This is a genomic window from Pantoea sp. GL120224-02, from assembly GCF_900215395.1.
GTDB classification, from domain to species: Bacteria; Pseudomonadota; Gammaproteobacteria; order Enterobacterales; family Enterobacteriaceae; genus Pantoea; species Pantoea communis.
Window position 1 is genome coordinate 667,291 of record NZ_OBEC01000001.1, and the last position, 21,154, is coordinate 688,444.

24 protein-coding genes, 1 pseudogene and 1 other annotated feature are annotated in these 21,154 nt (G+C 53.2%); of the genes and pseudogenes, 9 read left to right on the plus strand and 16 right to left on the minus strand.

Annotation, left to right across the window (positions count from 1 at the left end; translation table 11 throughout):
- Window positions 1-23: 23 nt before the first annotated feature.
- The gene (cls, locus tag CRO33_RS03045; protein WP_034828843.1) at window positions 24-1,484 is read right to left on the minus strand and encodes a cardiolipin synthase; all 1,461 of its coding nucleotides are present in this window, start codon (window positions 1,482-1,484) and stop codon (window positions 24-26) included.
- Window positions 1,485-1,647: 163 nt separating this feature from the next.
- On the opposite strand from cls, the gene CRO33_RS03050 reads away from it, so the two are divergent.
- Complete coding sequence (locus CRO33_RS03050) at window positions 1,648-1,821, plus strand: YciY family protein (protein WP_097117257.1); 174 nt, start codon at window positions 1,648-1,650, stop codon at window positions 1,819-1,821.
- Window positions 1,822-1,837: 16 nt separating this feature from the next.
- Here CRO33_RS03050 and CRO33_RS24500 read toward each other — a convergent pair whose 3' ends face one another.
- The gene (locus CRO33_RS24500; RefSeq protein WP_166936081.1) at window positions 1,838-2,008 is read right to left on the minus strand and encodes a hypothetical protein; all 171 of its coding nucleotides are present in this window, start codon (window positions 2,006-2,008) and stop codon (window positions 1,838-1,840) included.
- A 3-nt stretch (window positions 2,009-2,011) separates the two neighbouring features.
- Window positions 2,012-2,308, minus strand: a complete 297-nt coding sequence (locus CRO33_RS03055) for a YciI family protein (RefSeq protein WP_034828845.1) — start codon at window positions 2,306-2,308, stop codon at window positions 2,012-2,014.
- A gap of 205 nt (window positions 2,309-2,513) precedes the next feature.
- Here CRO33_RS03055 and tonB point away from each other — a divergent pair, with 205 nt between their 5' ends.
- On the plus strand, window positions 2,514-3,236 hold the full coding sequence (gene tonB / locus CRO33_RS03060; protein ID WP_176505717.1) for a TonB system transport protein TonB: 723 nt from the start codon (window positions 2,514-2,516) through the stop codon (window positions 3,234-3,236).
- A gap of 53 nt (window positions 3,237-3,289) precedes the next feature.
- Here the strand turns inward: tonB and yciA are convergent, their stop codons facing one another.
- From yciA to CRO33_RS03075, 3 genes are read right to left on the minus strand one after another with little or no spacing between them, the layout of a single operon-like run.
- Complete coding sequence (gene yciA, locus CRO33_RS03065; protein ID WP_097116990.1) at window positions 3,290-3,706, minus strand: acyl-CoA thioester hydrolase YciA; 417 nt, start codon at window positions 3,704-3,706, stop codon at window positions 3,290-3,292.
- 53 nt (window positions 3,707-3,759) lie between these two features.
- A complete protein-coding gene (locus CRO33_RS03070; protein WP_038646666.1) occupies window positions 3,760-4,299 on the minus strand; it encodes a septation protein A in 540 nt (179 codons plus the stop codon).
- 59 nt (window positions 4,300-4,358) lie between these two features.
- Window positions 4,359-5,093 carry a YciC family protein gene (locus CRO33_RS03075; protein ID WP_034828852.1) on the minus strand — a complete coding sequence of 245 codons (735 nt, stop codon included), beginning with the start codon at window positions 5,091-5,093 and terminating at the stop codon, window positions 4,359-4,361.
- 340 nt (window positions 5,094-5,433) lie between these two features.
- Between CRO33_RS03075 and ompW the strand changes: the two genes are divergently transcribed.
- A complete protein-coding gene (gene ompW, locus CRO33_RS03080) occupies window positions 5,434-6,066 on the plus strand; it encodes an outer membrane protein OmpW (protein ID WP_097116991.1) in 633 nt (210 codons plus the stop codon).
- Window positions 6,067-6,126: 60 nt separating this feature from the next.
- Here ompW and CRO33_RS03085 read toward each other — a convergent pair whose 3' ends face one another.
- Window positions 6,127-6,441, minus strand: a complete 315-nt coding sequence (locus tag CRO33_RS03085; RefSeq protein ID WP_034828856.1) for a BON domain-containing protein — start codon at window positions 6,439-6,441, stop codon at window positions 6,127-6,129.
- On the opposite strand from CRO33_RS03085, the gene CRO33_RS24505 reads away from it, so the two are divergent.
- Window positions 6,395-6,607 (plus strand): hypothetical protein, encoded by a 213-nt coding sequence (locus CRO33_RS24505; RefSeq protein WP_167347097.1) that lies wholly within the window; start codon window positions 6,395-6,397, stop codon window positions 6,605-6,607. The two genes, CRO33_RS03085 and CRO33_RS24505, sit on opposite strands and share 47 nt — an antisense overlap.
- A gap of 83 nt (window positions 6,608-6,690) precedes the next feature.
- Window positions 6,691-7,128, plus strand: coding sequence for a hypothetical protein (locus CRO33_RS03090; protein WP_097116992.1), 438 nt, complete (start codon window positions 6,691-6,693; stop codon window positions 7,126-7,128).
- A 45-nt stretch (window positions 7,129-7,173) separates the two neighbouring features.
- On the opposite strand, the gene trpA is transcribed toward CRO33_RS03090, so the two are convergent.
- From trpA to CRO33_RS03120, 5 genes and pseudogenes are all read right to left on the minus strand, one after another.
- Complete coding sequence (trpA, locus tag CRO33_RS03095; RefSeq protein WP_097116993.1) at window positions 7,174-7,977, minus strand: tryptophan synthase subunit alpha; 804 nt, start codon at window positions 7,975-7,977, stop codon at window positions 7,174-7,176.
- Entirely contained in the window at window positions 7,977-9,170 is a 1,194-nt protein-coding gene (trpB, locus tag CRO33_RS03100; RefSeq protein ID WP_097116994.1) for a tryptophan synthase subunit beta, read from the minus strand. Before trpB ends, trpA begins: the two co-directional genes overlap by 1 nt.
- Window positions 9,171-9,215: 45 nt before the next feature.
- Window positions 9,216-10,583 (minus strand): bifunctional indole-3-glycerol-phosphate synthase TrpC/phosphoribosylanthranilate isomerase TrpF, encoded by a 1,368-nt coding sequence (gene trpCF, locus CRO33_RS03105; RefSeq protein WP_097116995.1) that lies wholly within the window; start codon window positions 10,581-10,583, stop codon window positions 9,216-9,218.
- A gap of 1 nt (window position 10,584) precedes the next feature.
- Window positions 10,585-12,178, minus strand: a pseudogene (gene trpD, locus CRO33_RS24715) (bifunctional anthranilate synthase glutamate amidotransferase component TrpG/anthranilate phosphoribosyltransferase TrpD).
- Complete coding sequence (locus CRO33_RS03120) at window positions 12,178-13,740, minus strand: anthranilate synthase component 1 (protein ID WP_097116998.1); 1,563 nt, start codon at window positions 13,738-13,740, stop codon at window positions 12,178-12,180. The pseudogene trpD and the gene CRO33_RS03120 overlap by 1 nt, the downstream one beginning before the upstream one ends.
- Before the next feature lie 24 nt (window positions 13,741-13,764).
- Window positions 13,765-13,869: a sequence feature (Trp leader region), on the minus strand.
- Window positions 13,870-14,023: 154 nt separating this feature from the next.
- Here CRO33_RS03120 and rnm point away from each other — a divergent pair.
- A complete protein-coding gene (gene rnm / locus CRO33_RS03125) occupies window positions 14,024-14,908 on the plus strand; it encodes an RNase RNM (protein WP_097116999.1) in 885 nt (294 codons plus the stop codon).
- A 12-nt stretch (window positions 14,909-14,920) separates the two neighbouring features.
- The gene (locus CRO33_RS03130; protein WP_045814395.1) at window positions 14,921-15,541 is read left to right on the plus strand and encodes an L-threonylcarbamoyladenylate synthase; all 621 of its coding nucleotides are present in this window, start codon (window positions 14,921-14,923) and stop codon (window positions 15,539-15,541) included.
- Here CRO33_RS03130 and CRO33_RS03135 read toward each other — a convergent pair whose 3' ends face one another.
- Window positions 15,542-16,198 (minus strand): serine protease, encoded by a 657-nt coding sequence (locus tag CRO33_RS03135; RefSeq protein WP_034821503.1) that lies wholly within the window; start codon window positions 16,196-16,198, stop codon window positions 15,542-15,544.
- Between the two features lie 819 nt (window positions 16,199-17,017).
- On the opposite strand from CRO33_RS03135, the gene rluB reads away from it, so the two are divergent.
- Window positions 17,018-17,935: a 23S rRNA pseudouridine(2605) synthase RluB gene (gene rluB, locus CRO33_RS03140; RefSeq protein ID WP_034821500.1), complete on the plus strand. Its 918-nt coding sequence runs from the start codon at window positions 17,018-17,020 to the stop codon at window positions 17,933-17,935.
- A 36-nt stretch (window positions 17,936-17,971) separates the two neighbouring features.
- Here the strand turns inward: rluB and cobO are convergent, their stop codons facing one another.
- Window positions 17,972-18,559, minus strand: coding sequence for a cob(I)yrinic acid a,c-diamide adenosyltransferase (gene cobO / locus CRO33_RS03145; protein ID WP_058959807.1), 588 nt, complete (start codon window positions 18,557-18,559; stop codon window positions 17,972-17,974).
- Complete coding sequence (locus tag CRO33_RS03150) at window positions 18,556-19,320, minus strand: YciK family oxidoreductase (RefSeq protein WP_097117000.1); 765 nt, start codon at window positions 19,318-19,320, stop codon at window positions 18,556-18,558. The genes cobO and CRO33_RS03150 overlap by 4 nt, the downstream gene beginning before the upstream one ends.
- Window positions 19,321-19,494: 174 nt before the next feature.
- Between CRO33_RS03150 and sohB the strand changes: the two genes are divergently transcribed.
- Window positions 19,495-20,541, plus strand: coding sequence for a protease SohB (sohB, locus tag CRO33_RS03155; protein ID WP_097117001.1), 1,047 nt, complete (start codon window positions 19,495-19,497; stop codon window positions 20,539-20,541).
- 26 nt (window positions 20,542-20,567) lie between these two features.
- Here the strand turns inward: sohB and CRO33_RS03160 are convergent, their stop codons facing one another.
- Complete coding sequence (locus CRO33_RS03160; protein WP_097117002.1) at window positions 20,568-20,816, minus strand: YciN family protein; 249 nt, start codon at window positions 20,814-20,816, stop codon at window positions 20,568-20,570.
- Window positions 20,817-21,154 lie beyond the last annotated feature (338 nt).

Consider the following 21,154-nt stretch of genomic DNA (forward strand, 5'->3'; position numbering starts at 1 on the left):
AGGCGGTAATCTTGTCGCTCGTTTTACAGTAAAGGGCTAAAGAAGTAAAACAGTCGTTCAACGATGCGTTGCCACCACGCACGTTTAGCCCAGCGCGCACCATCCAGTAAGCGTGAGCGGGCGATATAGTCATCCTGCACCGTGGCCAAATCGCTGCCAAATCCATCATCATCCACCACCAGCGTGATTTCAAAATTAAGCCACAAGCTGCGCATATCAAGGTTTACGGTACCGACCAGACTCAGCTGTCCATCGACCAGCACGCTTTTGGTATGCAGCAAACCGTCTTCAAATTGATAAATTTTTACGCCTGCTTCCAGCAACTCGGTAAAGAACGCGCGGCTGGCCCAGCCCACCAACAGCGAATCATTGTGGCGTGGCACCACAATGCTGACTTCCACACCGCGTTGCGCAGCGGTGCAGATGGCGTGCAGCAGGTCGTCACTGGGGACGAAATAGGGCGTCGTCATGATCAGCTGTTCGCGTGCGGAATAGACCGCCGTCAACAACGCCTGATGAATCATATCTTCCGGGAAGCCCGGCCCCGAAGCGATCACCTGGATGATATGACCGCTTTCCTGCTCAAAGGGCATGATGTTGGCATCCGGCGCGGGCGGCAGAATGCGTTTGCCGGTTTCAATCTCCCAGTCACAGGCGTAAACGATGCCCATCGTGGTCGCGACCGGCCCTTCCATACGCGCCATCAAATCGATCCATTGGCCCACGCCTGCATCCTGCTTGAAGTAGCGAGGATCGACCAGGTTCATGCTACCGGTATAGGCAATATAGTTATCGATGAGCACCACTTTTCGATGCTGTCGCAAATCCATACGGCGCAGGAACACACGCAGCAGGCTCACTTGTAACGCCTCAACCACGTCGATACCGGCATTGCGCATCATATTCGCCCATGGGCTGCGGAAAAATGCCACGCTGCCCGCAGAGTCCAGCATCAGGCGGCAATGTACACCCCGGCGTGAAGCCGCCATTAGTGACTCCGCGACCTCATCCGCCAGGCCGCCCGGATGCCAGATGTAAAACACCATCTCGATGTTGTGCCGAGCCAGTTGGATATCACGAATCAACGCGTGCATCACATCATCAGAGTTAGTGAGCAGCTGTAGCTGATTACCTTTGACACCCGCAATGCCCTGACGATGGTGACAGAGTTCAAATAATGAACGTGCCACGTCACTGTGTTCGGTGGCAAAGATATGGCGGCACTGTTTGAGGTCGTTAAGCCACTTGGCGGTGGAGGGCCACATGGTGCGTGCGCGCTCAGCCCGGCGTTTGCCCAGATGAAGTTCACCAAACGACAGATACGCGATAATACCCACCAGCGGCAGAATATAGATGATCAGCAACCAGGCCATGGCGGACGTGACTGCGCGGCGTTTCATCAGGATACGCAGCGTGACACCCGCAATCAGCAACCAGTAGCCGAACAGCAGCAACCAACTGATTAGGGTATAAAATGTAGTCATTAAGTGGACATCCTGTTCGCGCTTTGATGAGGAAAGTTTACGTGCTGAATAGCACTAGTGAAACCTTTAATCGTGAATGACAGTTCAATGAAGCTTTCGATTTGGCATTTTCAATCAGATCTTTATAATGCCTGGCGAGTTTAGCCTGTCTGATGAGGATGTGATGAGACGAAGCAGAAATGAAGTGGCACGCTGGAGAATGTTACGTCAGGTACACCGCCGTCGTGCACGTTGGCTGGAAGGGCAGTCACGTCGCTATAAACGTATCCATGCCATTCGTCATCAGGTGGCGCAGCAGCATCGCCGATCTATCCTGTTCATCACGCAGAATATGTAAATGGCTTACGCGGCCGTTAAGCGCCGCGTAACACCAGAGAGACATTGACGATCTGTAATGCGGCCGCCAGCACGACTAACATCACAATGTGCTGCCGGGCCTGGCGCCAGCCTTGCTGACGCCAAATCCAGAGTGCTCTGCCAATCAGCGTTAACACCGCTACCAGCAGTAAAACAGACTGCCACATCGATTAAAATACGCGCTTGAACGGTTTGACCGCCACTTTCTCATACACCCCAGCGGCAATGTACGGGTCGTCATTAGCCCAGGATTGTGCGGTTTCCAGCGAGGAAAACTCGGCAATGATCACTGAACCGGTAAAGCCTGCCGGACCCGGATCGTTGCTATCGACAGCAGGCATTGGGCCAGCGGCGATTAGTCGACCTTCATCCTGCAGTAACTGCAAGCGCGCGAGATGCGCAGGGCGTACGGAATTGCGTTTTTCCAGTGAATCTGCGGTATCTTCCGCATAAATGACGTAAAGCACGATGGGGTACTCCCGTTAGACTTGCCGAAATTGCGAGACACGTTAAGTGATCGTTAATCAGAGTGCAAATGAAAGATAAATCCACCGTCATATAGCGCAATCTCCGCTAAAAAACGCCTTTCTGCGAGTGGCTTACACATCGCTTATTGAAACTGATTGCTATTTGCATTTAAAATCTGCGCTTCACTCAATGAATATGACTGATATGACGACGTTGACTACGCCTCTTCCTACACGTACCCCCGTAGCTATGATCTTGTCCGTGGTACTCCACGGCTCGCTGATTGCGGGCATTCTCTATGCATCGTTTCATCAGACCATTGAGGTTCCGAAAGCATCCCAGCCAATCAGCGTGACCATGGTGGCACCTGAAGTGCAGCCAGAACCGGCCCCCGCGGTGGTGACGCCGCCGCCGCCAGAGCCCGAACCTGAGCCGGAGGTTGCACCCGAGCCGCCTAAAGTCGAGCCGGTGCCGATTCCGAAACCTGAACCAAAGCCCAAGCCAAAACCTAAGCCGAAGGTAGAGAAAAAGGTCGAGCCGAAGCCACGTAAGGAAGTGAAGCCGCAGGAGAATCCGGTCAAGCAGGATATCCCGACCACTCAGACGCGTCCGACCACGGCACCGAAGAGTAACCCAGCGCCAACGCAAACCGTCTCTGACGGGCCTAAGGCGATGAACGTGAGCAAACCTGCCTATCCGGCGCGTGCGTTTGCATTACGCGTGGAAGGCCGTGTACGCGTGCAGTTTGATGTGGATAGCGACGGTCGTGTCGATAATGTGGAGATTCTTTCTGCCGAACCGCGCAACATGTTCGAGCGTGAAGTGAAGCAGGCGATGAAAAAGTGGCGTTATCAGCCGGGTCGTCCTGGCAAAGGCTTGACCATGAACATTGTGTTCCGCATCAACGGCGGCGCTAACATCGAGTAAGCCTGGGTTGAAGGCAAAGAAAAAGCGGTCATTGACCGCTTTTTTTATCGCTGTTAAACGGCAAGATTGGCTTTGCCAGGTGGCAGCGGACGGGATTTCCCGCTGTTATCCACGGCAACGTAAACAAATACCGCTTCAGTGGCGCAATACGTTTGACCGATTGGCTCAGACGAAACCTTCTTGATCCACACTTCTACATTGATGGTCATCGAACTGTTGCCGGTACGTATGCAACGCGCATAGCAGCTCACGACATCGCCCACGGCTACCGGTTTCAGGAACGACATACCATCAACGCGTACGGTGACCACACGACCTTCAGCGATCTCCTTGGCCATGATAGCGCCGCCCATATCCATCTGTGACATCAACCAGCCGCCAAAAATATCACCATTGGCATTGGTATCCGCTGGCATCGCCAAGGTGCGCGAGACCATTTCGCCTTGCGGCAATTTATGTTTTTCGTCCATTGCTCAGTTCTTCTGCAGGTGAAGAGAAGCCCGACATTGTCGGGCGGAGTAGCTTATTTTTGTTCTTGTTGCGGCATCTGTCGCCAGATGTACACGCCGCTAAACAGAGTAAACAGTAGGGTCAGGCCGGTCAGACCAAACACTTTAAAGTTAACCCAAAACTCTTGTGATAACCAAAACGCAACATAGATATTTACCAGGCCGCAGACGAAGAAGAAGATGGCCCAGGCAATATTCAATCGACGCCACACAACACCGGGCAACTGCAGCTCTTTGCCGAGCATGCGTTGAATCAGCGGCTGTTCCATAAAGAACTGGCTGTAGAGCAGTGCCAACGCGAACAGGGAATAGATCACGGTGACCTTCCATTTGATGAACTCATCGTTATGGAACACCAGCGTCAACGTGCCGAATACCGTCACCAGTGCGAAGGTGAAGAGGGTCATCTTTTCCAGTTTACGATACAGCACCCAGCTGACCACCAGCGCCAGGCCCGTGGCGACAATCAGGGCACCAGAAGCGACAAAGATGTCGTACAGCTTGTAGAAGATGAAGAAAACTACCAGGGGAAGAAAATCGAGTAACTGCTTCATAGCGTTTCCAGTTAGGGCAGGAGCGTTCAATAAAGGCGCTCCGCAGAGCGCCATCGCTGTTAACGTAACAGCATATACAGTCGGTACAAATAGATAATCAGAATCGCGGAGACCAGATTACCCAGCGCGTTCATCACCACCGACGCGATGTTCACCGGCAGCACTGTGAGTGATGAGATGAGGAACATCAGCACAATCTTCGCCAGCAACCACAGCACAATGGCAGGGGCGATGACTTTCATGTTCTTCCATGCCAGTTTCATACTGGCGCGCATCGCGCCAATCACACCCATTTTCTCGCTGACCAGCATTACCGGTGCCAGTGAGAGCAGAATCGCCAGAATCACGCCAGGCACCATCAATACCATAAAGCCAATTTGCACCAGCAAGGTAATCAGGAAGGTCTGCAGCAGCAGTTTCGGCAGCAGTGGCGCGGAGGCACCGATTGCTCGCAGGGCACTCACGCGTTGGCCATTGGAGACCAGCGGGATCAGGCAAAGCATACCGCCCAGCAGCAGCGTGTTGCCGATCAGCGCGGCAAAGGTGCCGGCTGCGGAAGCGCGCAGCAGGATGCGCTGCTGATCCGGTGACATATTCTGTACCAATTCAAACAGTGATGTCGCGCTGTCGTCAGCCTGGCTAAGCAGGGATAACTGGTCTTCGCCTGGGGTTAATGCATGACCGACAATCACCGTAATGAACGACGTCAACAACGCCATCAGCACAATAGTAACCAGCTGATGACGCAGAAAATTTCCTGTGTCACGGTATAACGAGCTTGCCGTGATAGACATGTACTCTCCTTGATGGAACCGGGTTAATTAACCCGGCGATTGTACATGTTCTGTGGGCTGGCGGGCACCCGCAAGACCATAACTTTGTGTCATCTCTGGTAAAGAATGGGGAATTAAAGTTCGTACCCGGTTCATAAAAGCAGCAAAGCCTCTTCATCTGCCCTCAAAACCTCCTCAGCGTTTTTTCTTTCAGGCGCGCAATGCCGAAAATTGATCTGAATCAATTCATTGTTTTTTAAGTGATTAATTTGAATTGATGCAGATGATCTTTTACCGAAAAAGGGTTAGATCTTGTGCCGCGATCCCGATTAAGACCTTACTTTTCTGCAAAGGAGTGATTATGAAACTGGCAAAATGCGCATTGCTCATGGCTCTGGCTATCCCGCAACTGGCACTGGCTCATCAGGCGGGGGATTTTTTCATGCGTGCCGGTAGCGCGACTGTTCGTCCAACCGAAGGCTCTGACAATGTGCTGGGTATGGGCGGCTTTAACGTGAGTAACGACACCCAACTAGGCTTGACCTTCACCTACATGGCGACAGACAACATCGGTGTGGAGCTGCTGGCGGCGACACCGTTCCGTCACAAGGTTGGTCTTGGTGCCACCGGAAATCTGGCTACCGTGCGCCAGCTGCCGCCGACGCTGATGGCACAGTATTATTTCTTCGATAGCCGCAGCCCGGTGCGCCCATATGTTGGCGTAGGTATCAACTACACCACGTTCTACGATGCCAAATTTAATCAAACCGGCCAGGACGCGGGCTTAAGTGATTTAAGCGTCAAAGATTCCTGGGGTGTGGCGGGTCAGGTGGGGATGGATTATCAAATCAACCGCGACTGGATGCTGAACGCATCGCTGTGGTACATGGACATCGATACTGAAGTGAAATTTAAAGCCAACGGTGAACAACAGAATATCAACACGCGCATCGATCCGTGGGTGTTCTTCTTTGGTGTGGGTTACCGTTTCTGAGGCACCCGCTGAAACACAACGGGCGACCCAAAGGCCGCCCGCTGCAGTATCGATACGCTATTACTTAATCTGCATATTGTTAACCACAGATTTAACCCCTGCCACGCTGCGGGTCACCGTCACTGCACGGTTCGCCATCTGCGGTGAGCTGACAAAGCCGCTTAACTGCACTTTTCCTTTAAAGGTTTCGACGTTGATTTCGGTGGATTTCAGCGAGTCGTCATTCAACAACTGTGCCTTAACCTTGGTTGTGATCACCGTATCATCGATATAGCCCCCGGTTCCTTCCTTTGTTGCTGTTGGTGCACAGGCGCTAAGTGTGATCGCCATGACCGCAGCCATTAATAATCCTGCAACGACTTTGAAAAAATTCATTGGTTATCTCCCTGTCTTAGATGGTGTTTCACCGCGACGAGACGGTGCGATTAATTGTGGTATGCGCTTTGCAAATCGGCAAATCGCCTGGGGTGAAAAAGATGGAAATACGCGATTTTTACCACTTATTGATCCAATGACGGCAGCAAGGCAAACGGTAAGCTAAAAAAGCAGGGCAAAACGAATAATAAAACAACAAGACGATAAGCCGACAGGTGCAAATTTAAGCATCAGGCAGGGAAAACAATAATGAAAAAGCGTGCCATTCTGGCGATAGTGACAATGAGCTATCTGTCCTACCTCCAGCTATTTGCTTCACAAATTTTGCCAGTGCCCAGCGCGCAGGCAGAACCGTTAATCAATCCACACCTGGGGACCCTGTGCAAAGCGGCTACCGCGCTGAGCTTTGGTCGCAGCTTCAAAATCATGCAGCTGGATAAGGTGGATGAGCAGGGCGTGGCGTGGGTGCACTATATCCGGCCCTCCGATCAATCACGCTGGGCCGTGCGCTGCCGGGTCCAGGGCGAGAGCGTTATCTTGATGTCAGATAATCCAGATAGCAGTGGACGTTGGCGTGAGGGGCCAGAAGACGAGAAGCTGACGTGGCAAATCAGAAACGACAAGCTGACGATGAAGCTGACTTATCCTGATGGCTCAGGCGATGAGCAAACGTTCAGGCTGGAATAATCAAGAGAAGACCCTATCCGCCATCGCGAACAGGGTCCTGAGGATTTAGCGCGTGCCAGCTTTCAGATCGCTGACAAACGCTTTCAGTTCCGCTAACAGCGTGTCGGGATCGTTCTGGTTACGTTCGATGATCTTCACAATAGCTGATCCCGAAATCGCACCCGCTGCGCCTGCCGCGATGGCTTCTCTCACCTGGCTTGCTTCTGAGATACCAAATCCCTGCAACGGTGGTGCAGCATGATATTCGCTCAGCTTCTCAATCAAATGATTCAGCGGCTGGCTGGCGCGATTTTCTGCACCCGTTACGCCCGCGCGCGACAGCAGATAGGTATAACCGCGACCGTGTGAGGCAATCTCCCGCAGCAAATTATCATCGGCATTCGGCGGGCAGATGAAGATGGGTGCAACGTTATGTCGCATCGCAGCCTGACGGAACGGTGCAGACTCTTCAACCGGTACATCCGCCACCAGAACGGAATCAACGCCGACGGCTTCACATTGTGCGTAGAAGTTGTCGATACCTTTGCTGAACACCAGATTAGCGTACATCAACAGCCCAATCGGCAGTTCAGGATACTTCTGGCGCACGGCGGCAAGGATCTCGAAACACTGCGCGACAGTGGTACCCGCCGCGAAGGCACGTAGGGTTGCCCCCTGAATCGTTGGGCCATCCGCCAGCGGATCGGAGAACGGAATGCCCAGCTCTAACGCATCGGCTCCGCCTGCTACCAATGTATCGATGATCTTCAGTGACAGTTCAGGGGTCGGGTCGCCAAGGGTGACGAAAGGAACAAATGCGCCTTCTTTCTTCGCCGACAGACGTTGAAACAGCTGATTATAACGTTCCATCAGATCTCTCCCTTAGCTTTCAAAATATCGTGAACGGTGAAGATGTCTTTGTCGCCGCGACCGGACAGGTTAACCACCAGCAACTGCTCTTTCTCTGGGTTCTCGCGGATCATTTTCAAGGCGTGCGCCAGAGCATGAGAGGATTCCAGAGCCGGAATAATGCCTTCTGCACGACACAACTCTTTGAACGCTGACAGCGCTTCATCATCGGTAATCGACACATACTCGGCGCGACCAATGCTGTTGAGATGGGCGTGCTGTGGGCCAACAGAAGGGAAATCGAGGCCGGCTGAGATCGAATAGGATTCTTCGATCTGGCCTTCCTCAGTCTGCATCATTGGCGCTTTCATGCCGAAGTAGATACCGACGCGACCGTGCTTGAGTGGCGCGCCGTGTTCGCCGGTTTCGATGCCGTGACCCGCAGGTTCAACGCCGAACAGACCGACGCTGGTGTCATCAATAAAGTCAGCGAACATGCCGATGGCATTTGAACCGCCACCCACACAGGCCAGCACTGCATCCGGCAGACGACCTTCACGCTCCAGAATCTGCGCTTTGGTTTCTTCGCCAATCATGCGCTGGAACTCACGCACAATAGTCGGGAAGGGATGCGGACCCGCTGCGGTGCCGAGCATGTAGTGCGCGGTTTCGTAGCTGCCAGACCAGTCACGCAGCGCCTCGTTACAGGCATCTTTCAGCGTGGCCGAACCACTGTGCACCGGAATCACTTCCGCGCCCATCAAACGCATACGGAACACGTTAGGTGACTGACGTTCAACGTCCTTTGCACCCATATAAATGCGGCATTTCATGCCCAGCAGCGCGCACGCCAGCGCTGAAGCCACGCCATGCTGCCCGGCTCCGGTCTCAGCGATAATTTCATTTTTGCCCATGCGCTTGGCGAGCAGCGCCTGGCCCAACACCTGGTTGGTTTTATGTGCACCGCCGTGCAGCAAATCTTCACGCTTCAGATACAGGCGGGTTTTTGTGCCTTTTATCAGATTACTGCAAAGCGTCAACGCGGTAGGACGACCGGCATAGTTTTTCAGCAGATCGGTGAATTCAGCCTGAAATTCAGGATCGCGCTGCGCTTCGACAAAGGCGCTTTCCAACTGGCGCAGAGCGGGCATCAGAATCTGCGGTACATATTGACCGCCAAACTCGCCAAAGTAGGGATTCAATAACGTCGTCATCTCTCATCTTCCTTATGCGGCCCGCGCATCGGCGGGCGAGCGAAATTAATAGGCGCGCAGTGTGCGGAATACCGCCGCGACTTTACTGGCATCTTTGATGCCGGGTGCGGATTCAACGCCAGAGTTAAAGTCCAGTCCGGCGCAGCCCAGTTGTGCAGCCTCCACGCAGTTGTCGGCGCTTAATCCGCCGGCCAGCAGCACGTTGCTGAGATCTTCACCCTGCAGCAGTGACCAGTCGAATCGCTGTCCGCTGCCGCCCTGGCCATTATCAAACACGTAACGATCCACATGCGGCCAATCGCGGACTGGAAGGCTTCCGCTGATGCTCAGCGCCTTCCAAATCTTCACCTCTTCTGGCAGGGCGCTGCGCAGTTCTGCGACGAACGCCTGATCTTCATCACCATGCAGTTGCACAGCGGAAAGGTTAAGTGAACTGGCATGTGTGACAATGTCACTTACAGAGTTATTGCGGAATACGCCGACATACTTCAGTGGTGCAGCCGCTATCACATTTTGAGCCTGTTCGGCGCTGACTTTACGCGGTGAACCTTCTGCGAAAATCACACCGCCATAAATCGCGCCCGCTTCGTGCGCAATGCGTGCATCGTCAGGCCGGGTCAGGCCGCAGACTTTGTTGTCACCGAGCAATACGCGACGCACGCCAGCATTGAGATCGGCTTCTTCCATCAGTGCGGAGCCAATCAGGAAGCCGTTGGCGAAGTGGCTCAGCTCACGCACCTGCGCATAGTTATGGATGCCCGATTCGCTGATCACTGTCACACCGTGGCTTAAACGTGGTGCCAGTTGACGGGTGCGATTCAGATCAATCGATAGGTCGCGCAGGTCGCGGTTATTGATACCGACCACTTTAGCTTCCAGCGCAATCGCACGCTCCAGTTCTTCTTCATTACTGACTTCAGTCAGTACGCCCATTTTCAGGCTATGCGCCACGGCGGCGAACTGACGATATTGCTCATCATCCAGAACCGACAGCATCAGCAGGATGGCATCGGCCTGATAGTGGCGCGCCAGGTAGATTTGGTAGGGATCGATAATGAAGTCTTTGCACAGCACCGGTTGAGTAATCGCGGCACTGACGATCGGCAGAAACTCAAAATCACCCTGGAAATACTTCTCGTCAGTTAAGACGGAAACGGCCGAGGCGTGATGACGATAAACGCCGGCGATGGTCGCAGGATCAAAATCTTCGCGAATCAAACCCTTCGACGGGGAGGCTTTTTTGCATTCCAGGATGAACACGGTGCGCGTGCCACGTAGCGCATCGTAAAAGTGGCGTCCTGCAGGCTGCAAGCTGTTCTGGAAGGTCGCCAGCGGCTGCTGTGCCTTGCGTGCTTCAACCCAGACGGCTTTATCCTGAACAATTTTCTCTAAAACGGTGCCCTTGATACTCATCTCATCCTCTCGCTGCCAGAGCAACAACGCGCTCGTAAGCCTGACCACTGCGAATTGCGGTGATGGCGCGCTGAGCGTTGTCGCGCAAATCTTCATTTCCGAATACTTTCAGCAACATTGCGACGTTCACCGCAACGGCCTGCTCATGGGCTGGCTGGCCTTTACCCTGGAGCAAACGCGCCAGAATGTCACGGTTTTCTTCCGGCGTGCCGCCCGCCAGGGCTTCTTTATCATGGAAGCCGAAACCGAAGTCTTCAGGCGTCAGCTGATAACTGGTGATTTCACCGTCACGCAGCTCAGCGACCTGAGTCGCACTGTGCAGCGCCACTTCATCCATCCCGCCGCCATGCACCACTGCCGCACGCTGATAGCCAAGCACCTTCAGGGTTTGGGCAATCGGCAGCACCAGTTCCGGACTGTACACGCCGATAACCGCCAGTGGGGGTCGCGCCGGATTGATTAAAGGGCCCAGCACGTTAAACAAGGTGCGGGTTTTTAACTGTTGACGCACTGGCATCGCGTGACGGAATCCGCTGTGATATTGCGGCGCGAACAGGAAGCAGACGTTAAGATCGTCCAGTGCCTTACGCGCTTTTTCAGCGGGCATATCCAGATCGATACCAAAAGCCGCCAGCAGATCGGACGAGCCGGATTTGCTCGACACGCTACGATTGCCGTGCTTGGCCACTTTCAGCCCACAGGTTGCGGCGACAAAGGCGCTGGCGGTGGAGATGTTAATGCTGTTACTGCCGTCACCGCCGGTGCCAACGATATCGGCGAAAGTGTAATCCGGACGCGGGAACGGTTTCGCATCTTCCAGCAGTGCCGTAGCGGCACCCGCGATCTCTTCCGGGCGCTCGCCACGGACTTTCATTGCAATCAGCGCAGCGGCTAGTTGGGTCGGCTCGAGCTGACCTTTAATAATGGCGCTAAATAGCTGATGGCTTTCCGCCTGGCTCAGGGTTTGTGCCTGGTAAAGTTTTTCCAGAATATTTTGCATCATAATCTCCCTATTATTTCGCCAACGCCCAGGCCAGCGTTTGCTCTAACAAACGTGCGCCCTGGGTGGTGAGAATGGATTCGGGGTGGAACTGGAAGCCACACACACGGTCGGCATCATGGCGAACGGCCATTACCATGCCGTTGTAGCTGGCGTTAACGGTCAATTCGGCAGGCGTATTGCTGCCCACCAGCGAGTGATAACGGGCCACCGGCAGCGGATTGCTCAGGCCGCTAAACATCGCTTCACCGTCGTGATTAATCGAAGAGGCTTTGCCGTGCAGAATCTCACCGGCCTGGCCTACATGACCACCATAAGCCTCAACAATCGCCTGATGACCGAGGCAGATGCCGATAATCGGCAGACGACCACGCAGTGCTTGCAGTAACGCAGGCATGCAGCCGGCATCTTTCGGCGCGCCGGGGCCTGGCGACAGCATCAGCACCGGATTTTCCATCTGCTGCAGTCGTTCAATCAGCACTTCAGCCGGCACGTTATTGCGGTAAATCACCACGTTGTGACCAAAGGTGCGCAGCTGATCAACGAGGTTATAGGTAAAGGAGTCGATGTTATCGAGCAACAGGATATCGGCCATCAGAAAATCTCCTTGCAATGATGGGCTGTGGCGATGGCACGTAATACCGCGCGCGCTTTATTGCGGCTTTCATCCGCTTCAGCCTGAGGCTGAGAATCCAGTACCACACCGGCACCGGCTTGGACGGTTGCAACACCATCTTCCACCCAAGCGGAGCGAATCACGATGCAGGTATCCAAATCGCCGTGTGCGGTGAAATAACCTACCGCACCGCCGTAGCTGCCGCGACGCGTGCCTTCTTTCTCAGCAATCAACTGCATGGCACGCACTTTTGGCGCGCCGCTTAAGGTGCCCATGTTCATGCAGGCGCGATAGGCGTGCAGGACATCAAGATCGTCACGCAGCGTGCCAACCACGCGAGAGACCAGATGCATCACGAAAGAGTAACGGTCTACTTTGGTCAGGTCTGCCACATAGCGGCTACCAGGCACGCAGATGCGAGCCAGATCATTACGCGCCAGATCCACCAGCATCAGGTGTTCCGCCAGCTCTTTGTGGTCGGTGCGCATTTCCAGTTCGATACGGCTGTCGAGATCGCGGTCCAGTGAACCATCGGCATGTCGGCCACGTGGACGCGTACCGGCAATCGGGTAGATCTCAATCTGACGTGAAGTGGCGTCATACTTGAGTGAGCTTTCTGGTGAAGCGCCAAACAGCGCAAAGTCCTGATCCTGCATAAAGAACATATATGGGCTGGGATTGCTGTGCTTCAGCGTGTCATAAGCGGCCAGCGGAGAAGGGCACGGCAGCGAGAAGCGGCGCGATGGCACCACCTGGAAGATTTCGCCGATGCGAATCGCTTCCTGCATCTCACGCACCACACTGCAATACTCTTCATCGCTCTGATTGGTGCTCAGAGCCATTTGCTCTACACGCTGCACCGGTAATGCCGGTGCAGGCTGTGTCATTTGACCACGCAGCTGCTCGATACGACTCTGCAGGCGCTGGAATTCGCTGGTGGAGGGGCTGAACAGACTGGCCTGCAGGCGAGCGCTACGGGTCTGGTGATCAATCACCAGCAGGGTTTCTGCCAGGTAGAAGCAGTAATCCGGGCAGCTTTGCTCATTACGCAGCTCGGGTAAATCTTCAAATCCGGCCACCAGGTCATAAGCAAACAATCCGCCGAGGAACATTGCTTCACGCTCTTCCTCTGGGCTGTTCACCAGTTGCGGAATCAGGCGCAGCGCATCGAAAACAGACAATGCTTTCAGACGTGAATCTTCATCTTGCAACCCCTGAGGCAGCGGGAAATGCAGCACGCGGCCATCCGGACGCGCTTCAATGCTGACATCCTGCGGCAGTGCTTCATCCAGCAGTGGCAGAATGGTGCGACCGTTTTCTGACAGCGCCTGTAATGTCACCACGTTGCCCAGTGCGCTGATGCGCAGGGCGCTATCCACAATCAGTAAGCTTTTCAGATTCTTTTTGCTGTCGATGTCGGCAGATTCAAGCAGCAGAGTTGCCGGACGTGCGCCGCAAATTTGATGGAACACTGCGGCCGGATCTTCGCGGTAGGGCGCGGTACCGGTAATCAACTTCAATGTAGGTTTCGCATTAGCCATTATTGTCATCTCTGAATTTCGCTCAAAAAAAAGCCCGCTCGGTGGCGGGCTCAGGTATCTGCACAATGGTTACGCATGTTGTGCACGACGACGTCGCCCGTTTAAAGGATTATCGCGCCACCAACCTTTTGCATGCGTACCAAAATTAGTCATGATGAGATACCCGTTACGTGTGAACTTGTGTACTAGTTAACTGGTTCAGATGAAAAAAGTCAATACCCTTTTTCAGTCAGGGTCAAAATCGTTATCATGCCAGCCGAGTTAAGTTGCTGCTGGAGTTACCTTGTCGGATATTGCCCGTTTTCCCCTTTACGATTTACACAGCCATACCCAGGCGTCTGACGGTTTGCTGACCCCTACCGAGTTGGTGCAACGTGCCGTCGAAATGAAAGTAGGGGTACTGGCGATTACCGATCACGACACCGTTGCTGGCGTGGCAGAAGCGCAAGCCGCTGTGCAGCAACAGAATCTACCGATTCGTATTCTGGCCGGATTAGAGGCCTCCACATTGTGGGAAAACCACGAAATTCATATCGTAGGTTTAAATGTGGATTGCCAGCATCCGGCACTGACCTTGTTTCTTGAGCAACAGCATCAATGCCGCGTTGAACGGGCTCAGCTGATTGCAGAGCGTCTCGAACGTGCCCGCATTCCTGATGCGTTGGCTGGGGCGCAACGCCTGGCTCAGGGCGGTGTGATCACCCGCGGTCATTTCGCCCGTTATCTGGTCGAGATGGGTAAAGCCGATAACATGGCGCAAGTGTTCAAGAACTATCTTGCCCGTGGGAAAACCGGCTATGTGCCGCCGCAATGGTGTACAATTAAACAAGCTATTGATGCCATTCATCATTCTGGCGGCGTTGCGGTACTCGCACATCCGGGTCGCTATGGATTGTCTGCAAAGTGGCTTAAGCGACTGATTGCCCATTTCGCCGAGGTCGGTGGTGATGCAATGGAAGTGGCGCAGTGTCAGCAGGCACCCAACGAGCGCACGCAGCTCGCGACTTATGCGCGCGACAATCAGCTGGCGGGATCGCAGGGATCAGATTTTCACCAACCCTGTCCGTGGATAGAACTGGGGCGCAAGTTATGGCTGCCGGGCGGCGTTGAACCCATCTGGGAACGCTTTCCCGCGTTAGCGCCCGCCGTGGCTATTGCAGACAGGTGACATGAGGTTTTTATGAGTCAATTTTTTCACATTCATCCAGATAACCCGCAACCGCGTCTGGTCAATCAGGCGGTCGATTATCTTAATAAAGGTGGCGTGATTGTCTATCCCACCGATTCGGGTTACGCGCTAGGCTGCAGACTGGAAGAGAAGAACGCGATGGAGCGTATCTGCCGTATCCGGCAGTTAGATGGCAACCACAATTTTACGTTGATGTGTCGCGATCTGTCTGAGCTCTCGACGTATTCGCAGGTGGACAATACCGCGTTTCGTATTCTGAAAAACAATACGCCGGGCAGTTACACCTTCATTCTCAAAGCGACCAAAGAGGTGCCGCGTCGTTTGATGAATGACAAGCGTAAAACTATTGGTTTGCGCGTACCTTCCAATCCGGTGGCGCTGGCGTTACTGGAGAGATTGAATGAGCCGATGATGTCTACTTCGCTGATGTTGCCCGGTAATGACTTCACGGAATCGGATCCTGAAGAGATTCAGCACAGCATCGGTAAGCTGGTGGATCTGATCATTGATGGCGGCACGTTAGGGCAGCAGCCGACGACGGTGATCGATCTCACCAGCGATGTACCGGTTGTGGTTCGTGAAGGGGTCGGCGACACGCGCCCGTTCCTCTAATCACGCGTGGTCAGGCGGCGTTAACGTCGTCTGGCCAATATTCTTTTCCAGCCAATGTTTAAAATCACCGTACGGAATATACAGCGAAACATCTTTCAGAATGACTTGTTTGCTGCGCACATTGGAAATTTCATGGCTGTAGCCCACAATCACTCCGCCAATTGTCTGGTCAGCATTATATACCGCGCCCCCCGACATTCCCTGTACAACGCCAGCATTTGATGCCATTGCCATGCACGGTTTTTTATTCCATTTATTGGTAATAGCGGTGCGCGCTAAATTAACACCACTTGATTCCACGGGCATGGCTGAAATAAAGCTGTAGCCGTACATCTTAATGGGTTCACCGACTTTGCTGGTGCGGAATTTTGCCAGCGTTTCCGGGCTATTCTTATGATAGATAATGGCGACGTCGCAATAAGGATGATAAGCCTTCACACGCTGTACGGCAGTGGTGGCGACGTGCGCAGCTGTCAGGCTGTACTCTGGTGTTAAAGGGATGGTTGTACCGAGGATACCCAGACCCAATACCGTCGGGATGCCTGTCACGCTCATATCCACGTGTTCAAGCGCCGCTCGACTATACTCAGTATGGCCCACGGAACAGCCGCTCAGTGCCAGCGCCGCGAGGGCAGGCCAAAGCAGAGAGGTTTTCATGATAGTCATCTTCTTTTAAGCATGTCAGGAAAATCCCTGGTGAAGACTTTCGACATGCAAATTAAATTCATTCCGTGAATGAATAAACGCGTCAATTCCTGCGTGCGCCGGTTTATATTATCAACAATGCCACAGTGATTTTGTTAGTGGCTTGTTAGAGAAACGAGTGTAAATAGTAAAGGTTACGCTTTTATAAATACGGCACACTCTGTTTCAGGCTTAAATTTTACACAATTTTTTTATCAGAACAATTCATCAAATTTAATCTGAATCAAATAATGCGAAAATACAGACTTAATCCAACCTGCAGTGCCAATTAACTGGTAATTTAAAATTACTGGACTAATGAGCCTTATTTATCCCGGTTAATTAGTTTTTTATCCTGTTTTGCAGTTTGGGTTTAGATTTTATGTTTGGGATTATCCTTAAGCGTGGTGCGCAATCCTAGCAGACCAGTCTTGAAAAGCGCTAATGTATCACGGGTCTAAAGTGGGGGTAATAACCAGGCATATAGAGCCAAGAGTAAATGATAAAAATTCAGTCACTTGGCGCATAAAGAAGAGAAGTGTGGTTGGTGCATCTATAAGCAGCGTAAATGTTTAGGCATATGGCACTAAACGGGTGACGCAGCCTTTGGCCTTTATTATCGGCAGCAAAGGAAAAGGTGTTAACGAAACTTGCGTTAGTGTAAAATCGCGGGCCGCCTGAGATGGCATGCGCTATGCTCAGCGGTAACAGATTCTGATATGGGAACTGGTAATCCCCGTATCGTACCTCTTCTTACCACGACGCCTGGGAAGGCGACAACGAGGCATCTCCATGAGTGAGAAACTACAAAAAGTATTAGCGCGTGCTGGTCACGGTTCACGCCGCGAAATCGAAACGATGATTTCAGCCGGACGCGTCAGCGTCGATGGCAAACTGGCGACGCTGGGCGATCGCATTGAAAATGATAAATCCCTGAAAATTCGTATTGATGGCCATCTGGTTTCGATTGCTGAATCCGCCACTGAAGTCTGCCGCGTGCTGGCGTATTACAAACCAGAAGGCGAACTCTGTACCCGTAACGATCCTGAAGGGCGTCCAACGGTATTCGACCGTCTGCCGCGTCTGCGCGGTTCACGCTGGATCGCTGTGGGTCGTTTGGACGTTAACACCTGTGGTCTGATGTTGTTCACCACCGATGGTGAACTGGCGAACCGTCTGATGCACCCAAGCCGTGAAGTTGAGCGTGAATATGCGGTGCGTGTATTCGGCGAAGTGGATGACGATAAAATTCGTCAGCTCAGTAAAGGTGTGCAGTTAGAAGATGGCCCGGCATCGTTCAAAACCATTAAGTTTGCTGGCGGTGAAGGCATCAACCAGTGGTATAACGTCACCCTGACCGAAGGACGTAACCGTGAAGTCCGCCGTTTGTGGGAAGCCGTAGGTGTGCAGGTTAGCCGCCTGATGCGCGTCCGTTATGGCGATATTCAGTTGCCAAAAGGGTTACCTCGCGGTGGCTGGATGGAGATGGAATTACCGGCGGTTAACTACCTGCGTACGCTGGTGGATATGCCGGAAGAGACGGTGACGAAAGTCGCGGTTGAAAAAGATCGTCGTCGTACTAAAGCCAATCAGATTCGTCGCGCGGTAAAACGTCATAGTAATGTAAGCGGCAGCCCACGTCGCGGCGGCAGCAGTAGCAGCCGCAACAGCAGCACGCGGACCAGTGGAACCAACAAGCGCGGTTCCTGATATGCCCGTGACGCCGCATGCAGCGGCGTCACTGTTTTACCAATCTATTCCCTGCTGAGCCTGAATGCCTGCATCAAATGCATGCTTAACCGGGCGCATCTCGGTCACGGTATCCGCCATCTCGAGCAAGGTTCGATGGCAGCCTCGACCGGTGATAATCACACTTTGTTGAACCGGACGTTGTCCCAGCACGCGCACCAGTTCATCCAGATCCAGATAATCCATACTAACCATGTAGGTGATTTCATCGAGGATCACTAAATCCACATGCTCATCGGCAAGCATACGCTTTGCCGCCTGCCAAACCTGTTGGCAGGCGGCAGTATCGGTCTCCCGATTTTGAGTATCCCAGGTAAAGCCGGTGGCCATCACCTGAAATTCCACGCCATGCTGTTCCAGCAAATTGCGCTCACCATTTGGCCATTCACCTTTAATAAACTGCACGGCGGCAACGTTTTTACCGTGCCCGCAAGCGCGTAAAGCCGTACCAAAGGCGGCGGTGGTTTTGCCTTTGCCGTTGCCGGTGAACACCATCAAAATGCCGCGCGCTTCTGTCGCGGCAGCAATCCGCGCATCAACCTGTTCTTTTAAACGCTGCTGTCGTTGCTGATGACGATCACTCATGCGCTGGCTGGCCCCGGTTTACGTCCCGGCTGGGCATCAAAACTCATCCCGGTTTTGCGACGGCTGTCATCACCCATCAAATAAAGGTAAAGCGGCATCAAATCAGCAGGCGTTTTCAGTAAACTGGCATTTTCTTCCGGGAAAGCACTGGCGCGCATTTTAGTGCGAGTGCCACCAGGATTGATGCAATTTACCCGCAGATGACGATTTTTATACTCATCCGCCAGTACCTGCATCATGCCTTCGGTGGCGAATTTCGACACCGCATAGGCCCCCCAGCCTGCACGGCCGGTACGGCCGACGCTCGACGTGGTAAACACCAGTGAACCGGCGTCTGATTTCAGCAGCAGCGGCAGCAAGGCCTGAGTTAAATAAAAGGTGGCGTCAAGATTGATCTGCATCACCTTGCGCCAGACGGCAGGATCGAGTTCCGCCAGTGGGACGATCTCACCCAGAATCCCGGCATTGTGCAGTACACCATCGAGCCGTGGCACCAGGGAGGCGATCTGATCGGCCACCTCAGCGCAGCTTTCTGGCGTGGCATGCGACAAGTCCAGCAGCAAATGGGATGCGGGCTGCTTATTCAGCTGATTGATGGCGTGTTCAGTCTGCTGCAGCGTTTCGGCGTTGCGGCCCATCAAAATGACGCGTGCGCCATAGCGCGCATAGGTCAGCGCCGCTTCGCGACCAATGCCGTCAGAAGCGCCGGTGACGAGGATAATGCGATTTTCCAGCAGATCGCTTTTCGGTTGATAATGCACAGCGATGTCCTTTGGCAAGTCAGAGGGTTTTGGGCTTTATGCCTCAATTTGTCGCCAGGTGCAATCACCGCGCCTCGCATTCTGTGCCGCCTGCGGGCATTTCAGGCGACGAAAGTCGTTAAAGCGGGTAAACTCAGCCATTGTTTGTAATTCACTGTTTAATAAGGCGGCAGAATGGATTTACTCTCCAGTTATGGATTATTTCTGGCCAAGGCCGTCACCGTGGTGGTGGCGTTCGCAGCTATTGTTCTGATTGTGCTCAATGCCGCGATGCGTAAACGCCACAGCGGTGGTCAACTGCGCTTGACTCATCTCGACGATGATTATCGTGAAATGAAGGAAGACCTGCAGTTGGCGAAGATGAAGCCACAGGCGCAAAAAGTGTGGCTGAAGCAGCATAAAAAAGAAGAGAAGCAAAAAGCCAAAACCGAGAAGCGCAATGCCAAAGCTGGTGTGAGCGAAGCCGCTAAACCGACACTCTATGTGCTGGAGTTTAAAGGCAGTATGGATGCGGGCGAAGTCAGTTCTTTGCGTGAGGAGATCTCCGCGGTGCTGGCGGTGGCGGTGCCGGGTGATGAAGTCTTGCTGCGTCTGGAAAGCCCGGGTGGCGTGGTGCACGGTTATGGCCTGGCCGCTTCTCAGCTGCAGCGTCTGCGTGATGCGGGCCTGCAGTTAACTGCCGTCGTCGATAAAGTGGCGGCGAGCGGGGGTTATATGATGGCTTGTGTCGCGGATCGCATCGTCGCGGCGCCATTCTCTATCATTGGATCAATTGGTGTGGTCGCGCAGATCCCCAACTTCAACCGTCTGCTGAAACGCAATGATATCGACGTTGAACTGCACACGGCGGGTCAATATAAGCGCACGCTGACCTTGTTTGGTGAGAACACCGATGAGGGACGTGAAAAATTCCAGGAAGATCTCAACGAAACCCATCTGCTGTTCAAAGAGTTTGTCCAGCAGATGCGTCCGACACTGGATTTGGAAAAAGTGGCCACCGGTGAACACTGGTATGGACGCCAGGCGCTGGATTTGGGGCTGATTGATGAGATCGGCACCAGTGATGCGCTGATTATCAAGCAGATGGATCGGTTCAATGTGCTGGGCGTGCACTATGCGCGGAAAAAGAAAATGATGGATCGCTTCACCAACAGCGCCAGTCTGGCGGCCGAGCGGTTAATTCTGAAAATATGGCAGCGTGGTGATAAGCCACTGTTGTAAGCAAGCCCGGCAAATGCCGGGCTTTTTTATGCCAGGTGATAGCGTGAGGAGAGCTCAACGGCAAGGGATTTAAACACGTTAAACACGGCGGTGGTTTTCGCGCTCGGCAGGCCTTCTTCATCTAAGAAGTAAGGCCCACGAAATACCAATATCTCGCCCTGCTGAATCACGTCATTGGCTTCCATCCCGGCTAAATAATCGTCGTGCTGTTTTATCATTTGATTGGCTATTTCCAGTAACGCCTGGCGTGAAATGGATTCCGTTTCTACTGACATTGTTGACCTCTTTTTTGACAGCAATCGTTCTCCTTCTATATTACTAGCGAGTTGCGCTGTTCATCAAATCAACGTCCTTCAGCAAAACTGGCGCAAAATTAATCAGAATGCTAATTAAGTTGCGTAACGGATTTTATCAGGTAGAGTGTGGGCGATTCAGCTTTCAGGGAGATCACACCCGGATGTGTGGTGCTGTCAGATGGAAAACCCGCTTCTAATCATAAAGTTGCATAAGTCGATGCAATCTGACCTGAGATTATCCCCGCTGCCTTGAAATGTGAAAAGCTGGCAGCAATATTGAACCCGTTGGGTTTTGGGGCACCGAATCCTCTCCCGTT

Bases quoted from the DNA above. Each gene is read 5' to 3' on its own strand.
- yciA (WP_097116990.1), bottom strand. From the start codon at position 3,706: ATGGACGAAAAACATAAATTGCCGCAAGGCGAAATGGTCTCGCGCACC.
- tonB (WP_176505717.1), top strand. From the start codon at position 2,514: ATGACGACGTTGACTACGCCTCTTCCTACACGTACCCCCGTAGCTATG.
- rluB (WP_034821500.1), top strand. From the start codon at position 17,018: ATGAGTGAGAAACTACAAAAAGTATTAGCGCGTGCTGGTCACGGTTCA.
- CRO33_RS24500 (WP_166936081.1), bottom strand. From the start codon at position 2,008: ATGTGGCAGTCTGTTTTACTGCTGGTAGCGGTGTTAACGCTGATTGGC.
- CRO33_RS03085 (WP_034828856.1), bottom strand. From the start codon at position 6,441: ATGAATTTTTTCAAAGTCGTTGCAGGATTATTAATGGCTGCGGTCATG.
- CRO33_RS03090 (WP_097116992.1), top strand. From the start codon at position 6,691: ATGAAAAAGCGTGCCATTCTGGCGATAGTGACAATGAGCTATCTGTCC.
- cobO (WP_058959807.1), bottom strand. From the start codon at position 18,559: ATGAGTGATCGTCATCAGCAACGACAGCAGCGTTTAAAAGAACAGGTT.
- CRO33_RS03135 (WP_034821503.1), bottom strand. From the start codon at position 16,198: ATGAAAACCTCTCTGCTTTGGCCTGCCCTCGCGGCGCTGGCACTGAGC.
- CRO33_RS03130 (WP_045814395.1), top strand. From the start codon at position 14,921: ATGAGTCAATTTTTTCACATTCATCCAGATAACCCGCAACCGCGTCTG.
- sohB (WP_097117001.1), top strand. From the start codon at position 19,495: ATGGATTTACTCTCCAGTTATGGATTATTTCTGGCCAAGGCCGTCACC.
- trpCF (WP_097116995.1), bottom strand. From the start codon at position 10,583: ATGAGTATCAAGGGCACCGTTTTAGAGAAAATTGTTCAGGATAAAGCC.
- CRO33_RS03050 (WP_097117257.1), top strand. From the start codon at position 1,648: ATGAGACGAAGCAGAAATGAAGTGGCACGCTGGAGAATGTTACGTCAG.
- trpA (WP_097116993.1), bottom strand. From the start codon at position 7,977: ATGGAACGTTATAATCAGCTGTTTCAACGTCTGTCGGCGAAGAAAGAA.
- CRO33_RS03070 (WP_038646666.1), bottom strand. From the start codon at position 4,299: ATGAAGCAGTTACTCGATTTTCTTCCCCTGGTAGTTTTCTTCATCTTC.
- CRO33_RS24505 (WP_167347097.1), top strand. From the start codon at position 6,395: ATGACCGCAGCCATTAATAATCCTGCAACGACTTTGAAAAAATTCATT.
- CRO33_RS03120 (WP_097116998.1), bottom strand. From the start codon at position 13,740: ATGGCTAATGCGAAACCTACATTGAAGTTGATTACCGGTACCGCGCCC.
- cls (WP_034828843.1), bottom strand. From the start codon at position 1,484: ATGACTACATTTTATACCCTAATCAGTTGGTTGCTGCTGTTCGGCTAC.
- trpB (WP_097116994.1), bottom strand. From the start codon at position 9,170: ATGACGACGTTATTGAATCCCTACTTTGGCGAGTTTGGCGGTCAATAT.
- ompW (WP_097116991.1), top strand. From the start codon at position 5,434: ATGAAACTGGCAAAATGCGCATTGCTCATGGCTCTGGCTATCCCGCAA.
- CRO33_RS03160 (WP_097117002.1), bottom strand. From the start codon at position 20,816: ATGTCAGTAGAAACGGAATCCATTTCACGCCAGGCGTTACTGGAAATA.
- CRO33_RS03075 (WP_034828852.1), bottom strand. From the start codon at position 5,093: ATGTCTATCACGGCAAGCTCGTTATACCGTGACACAGGAAATTTTCTG.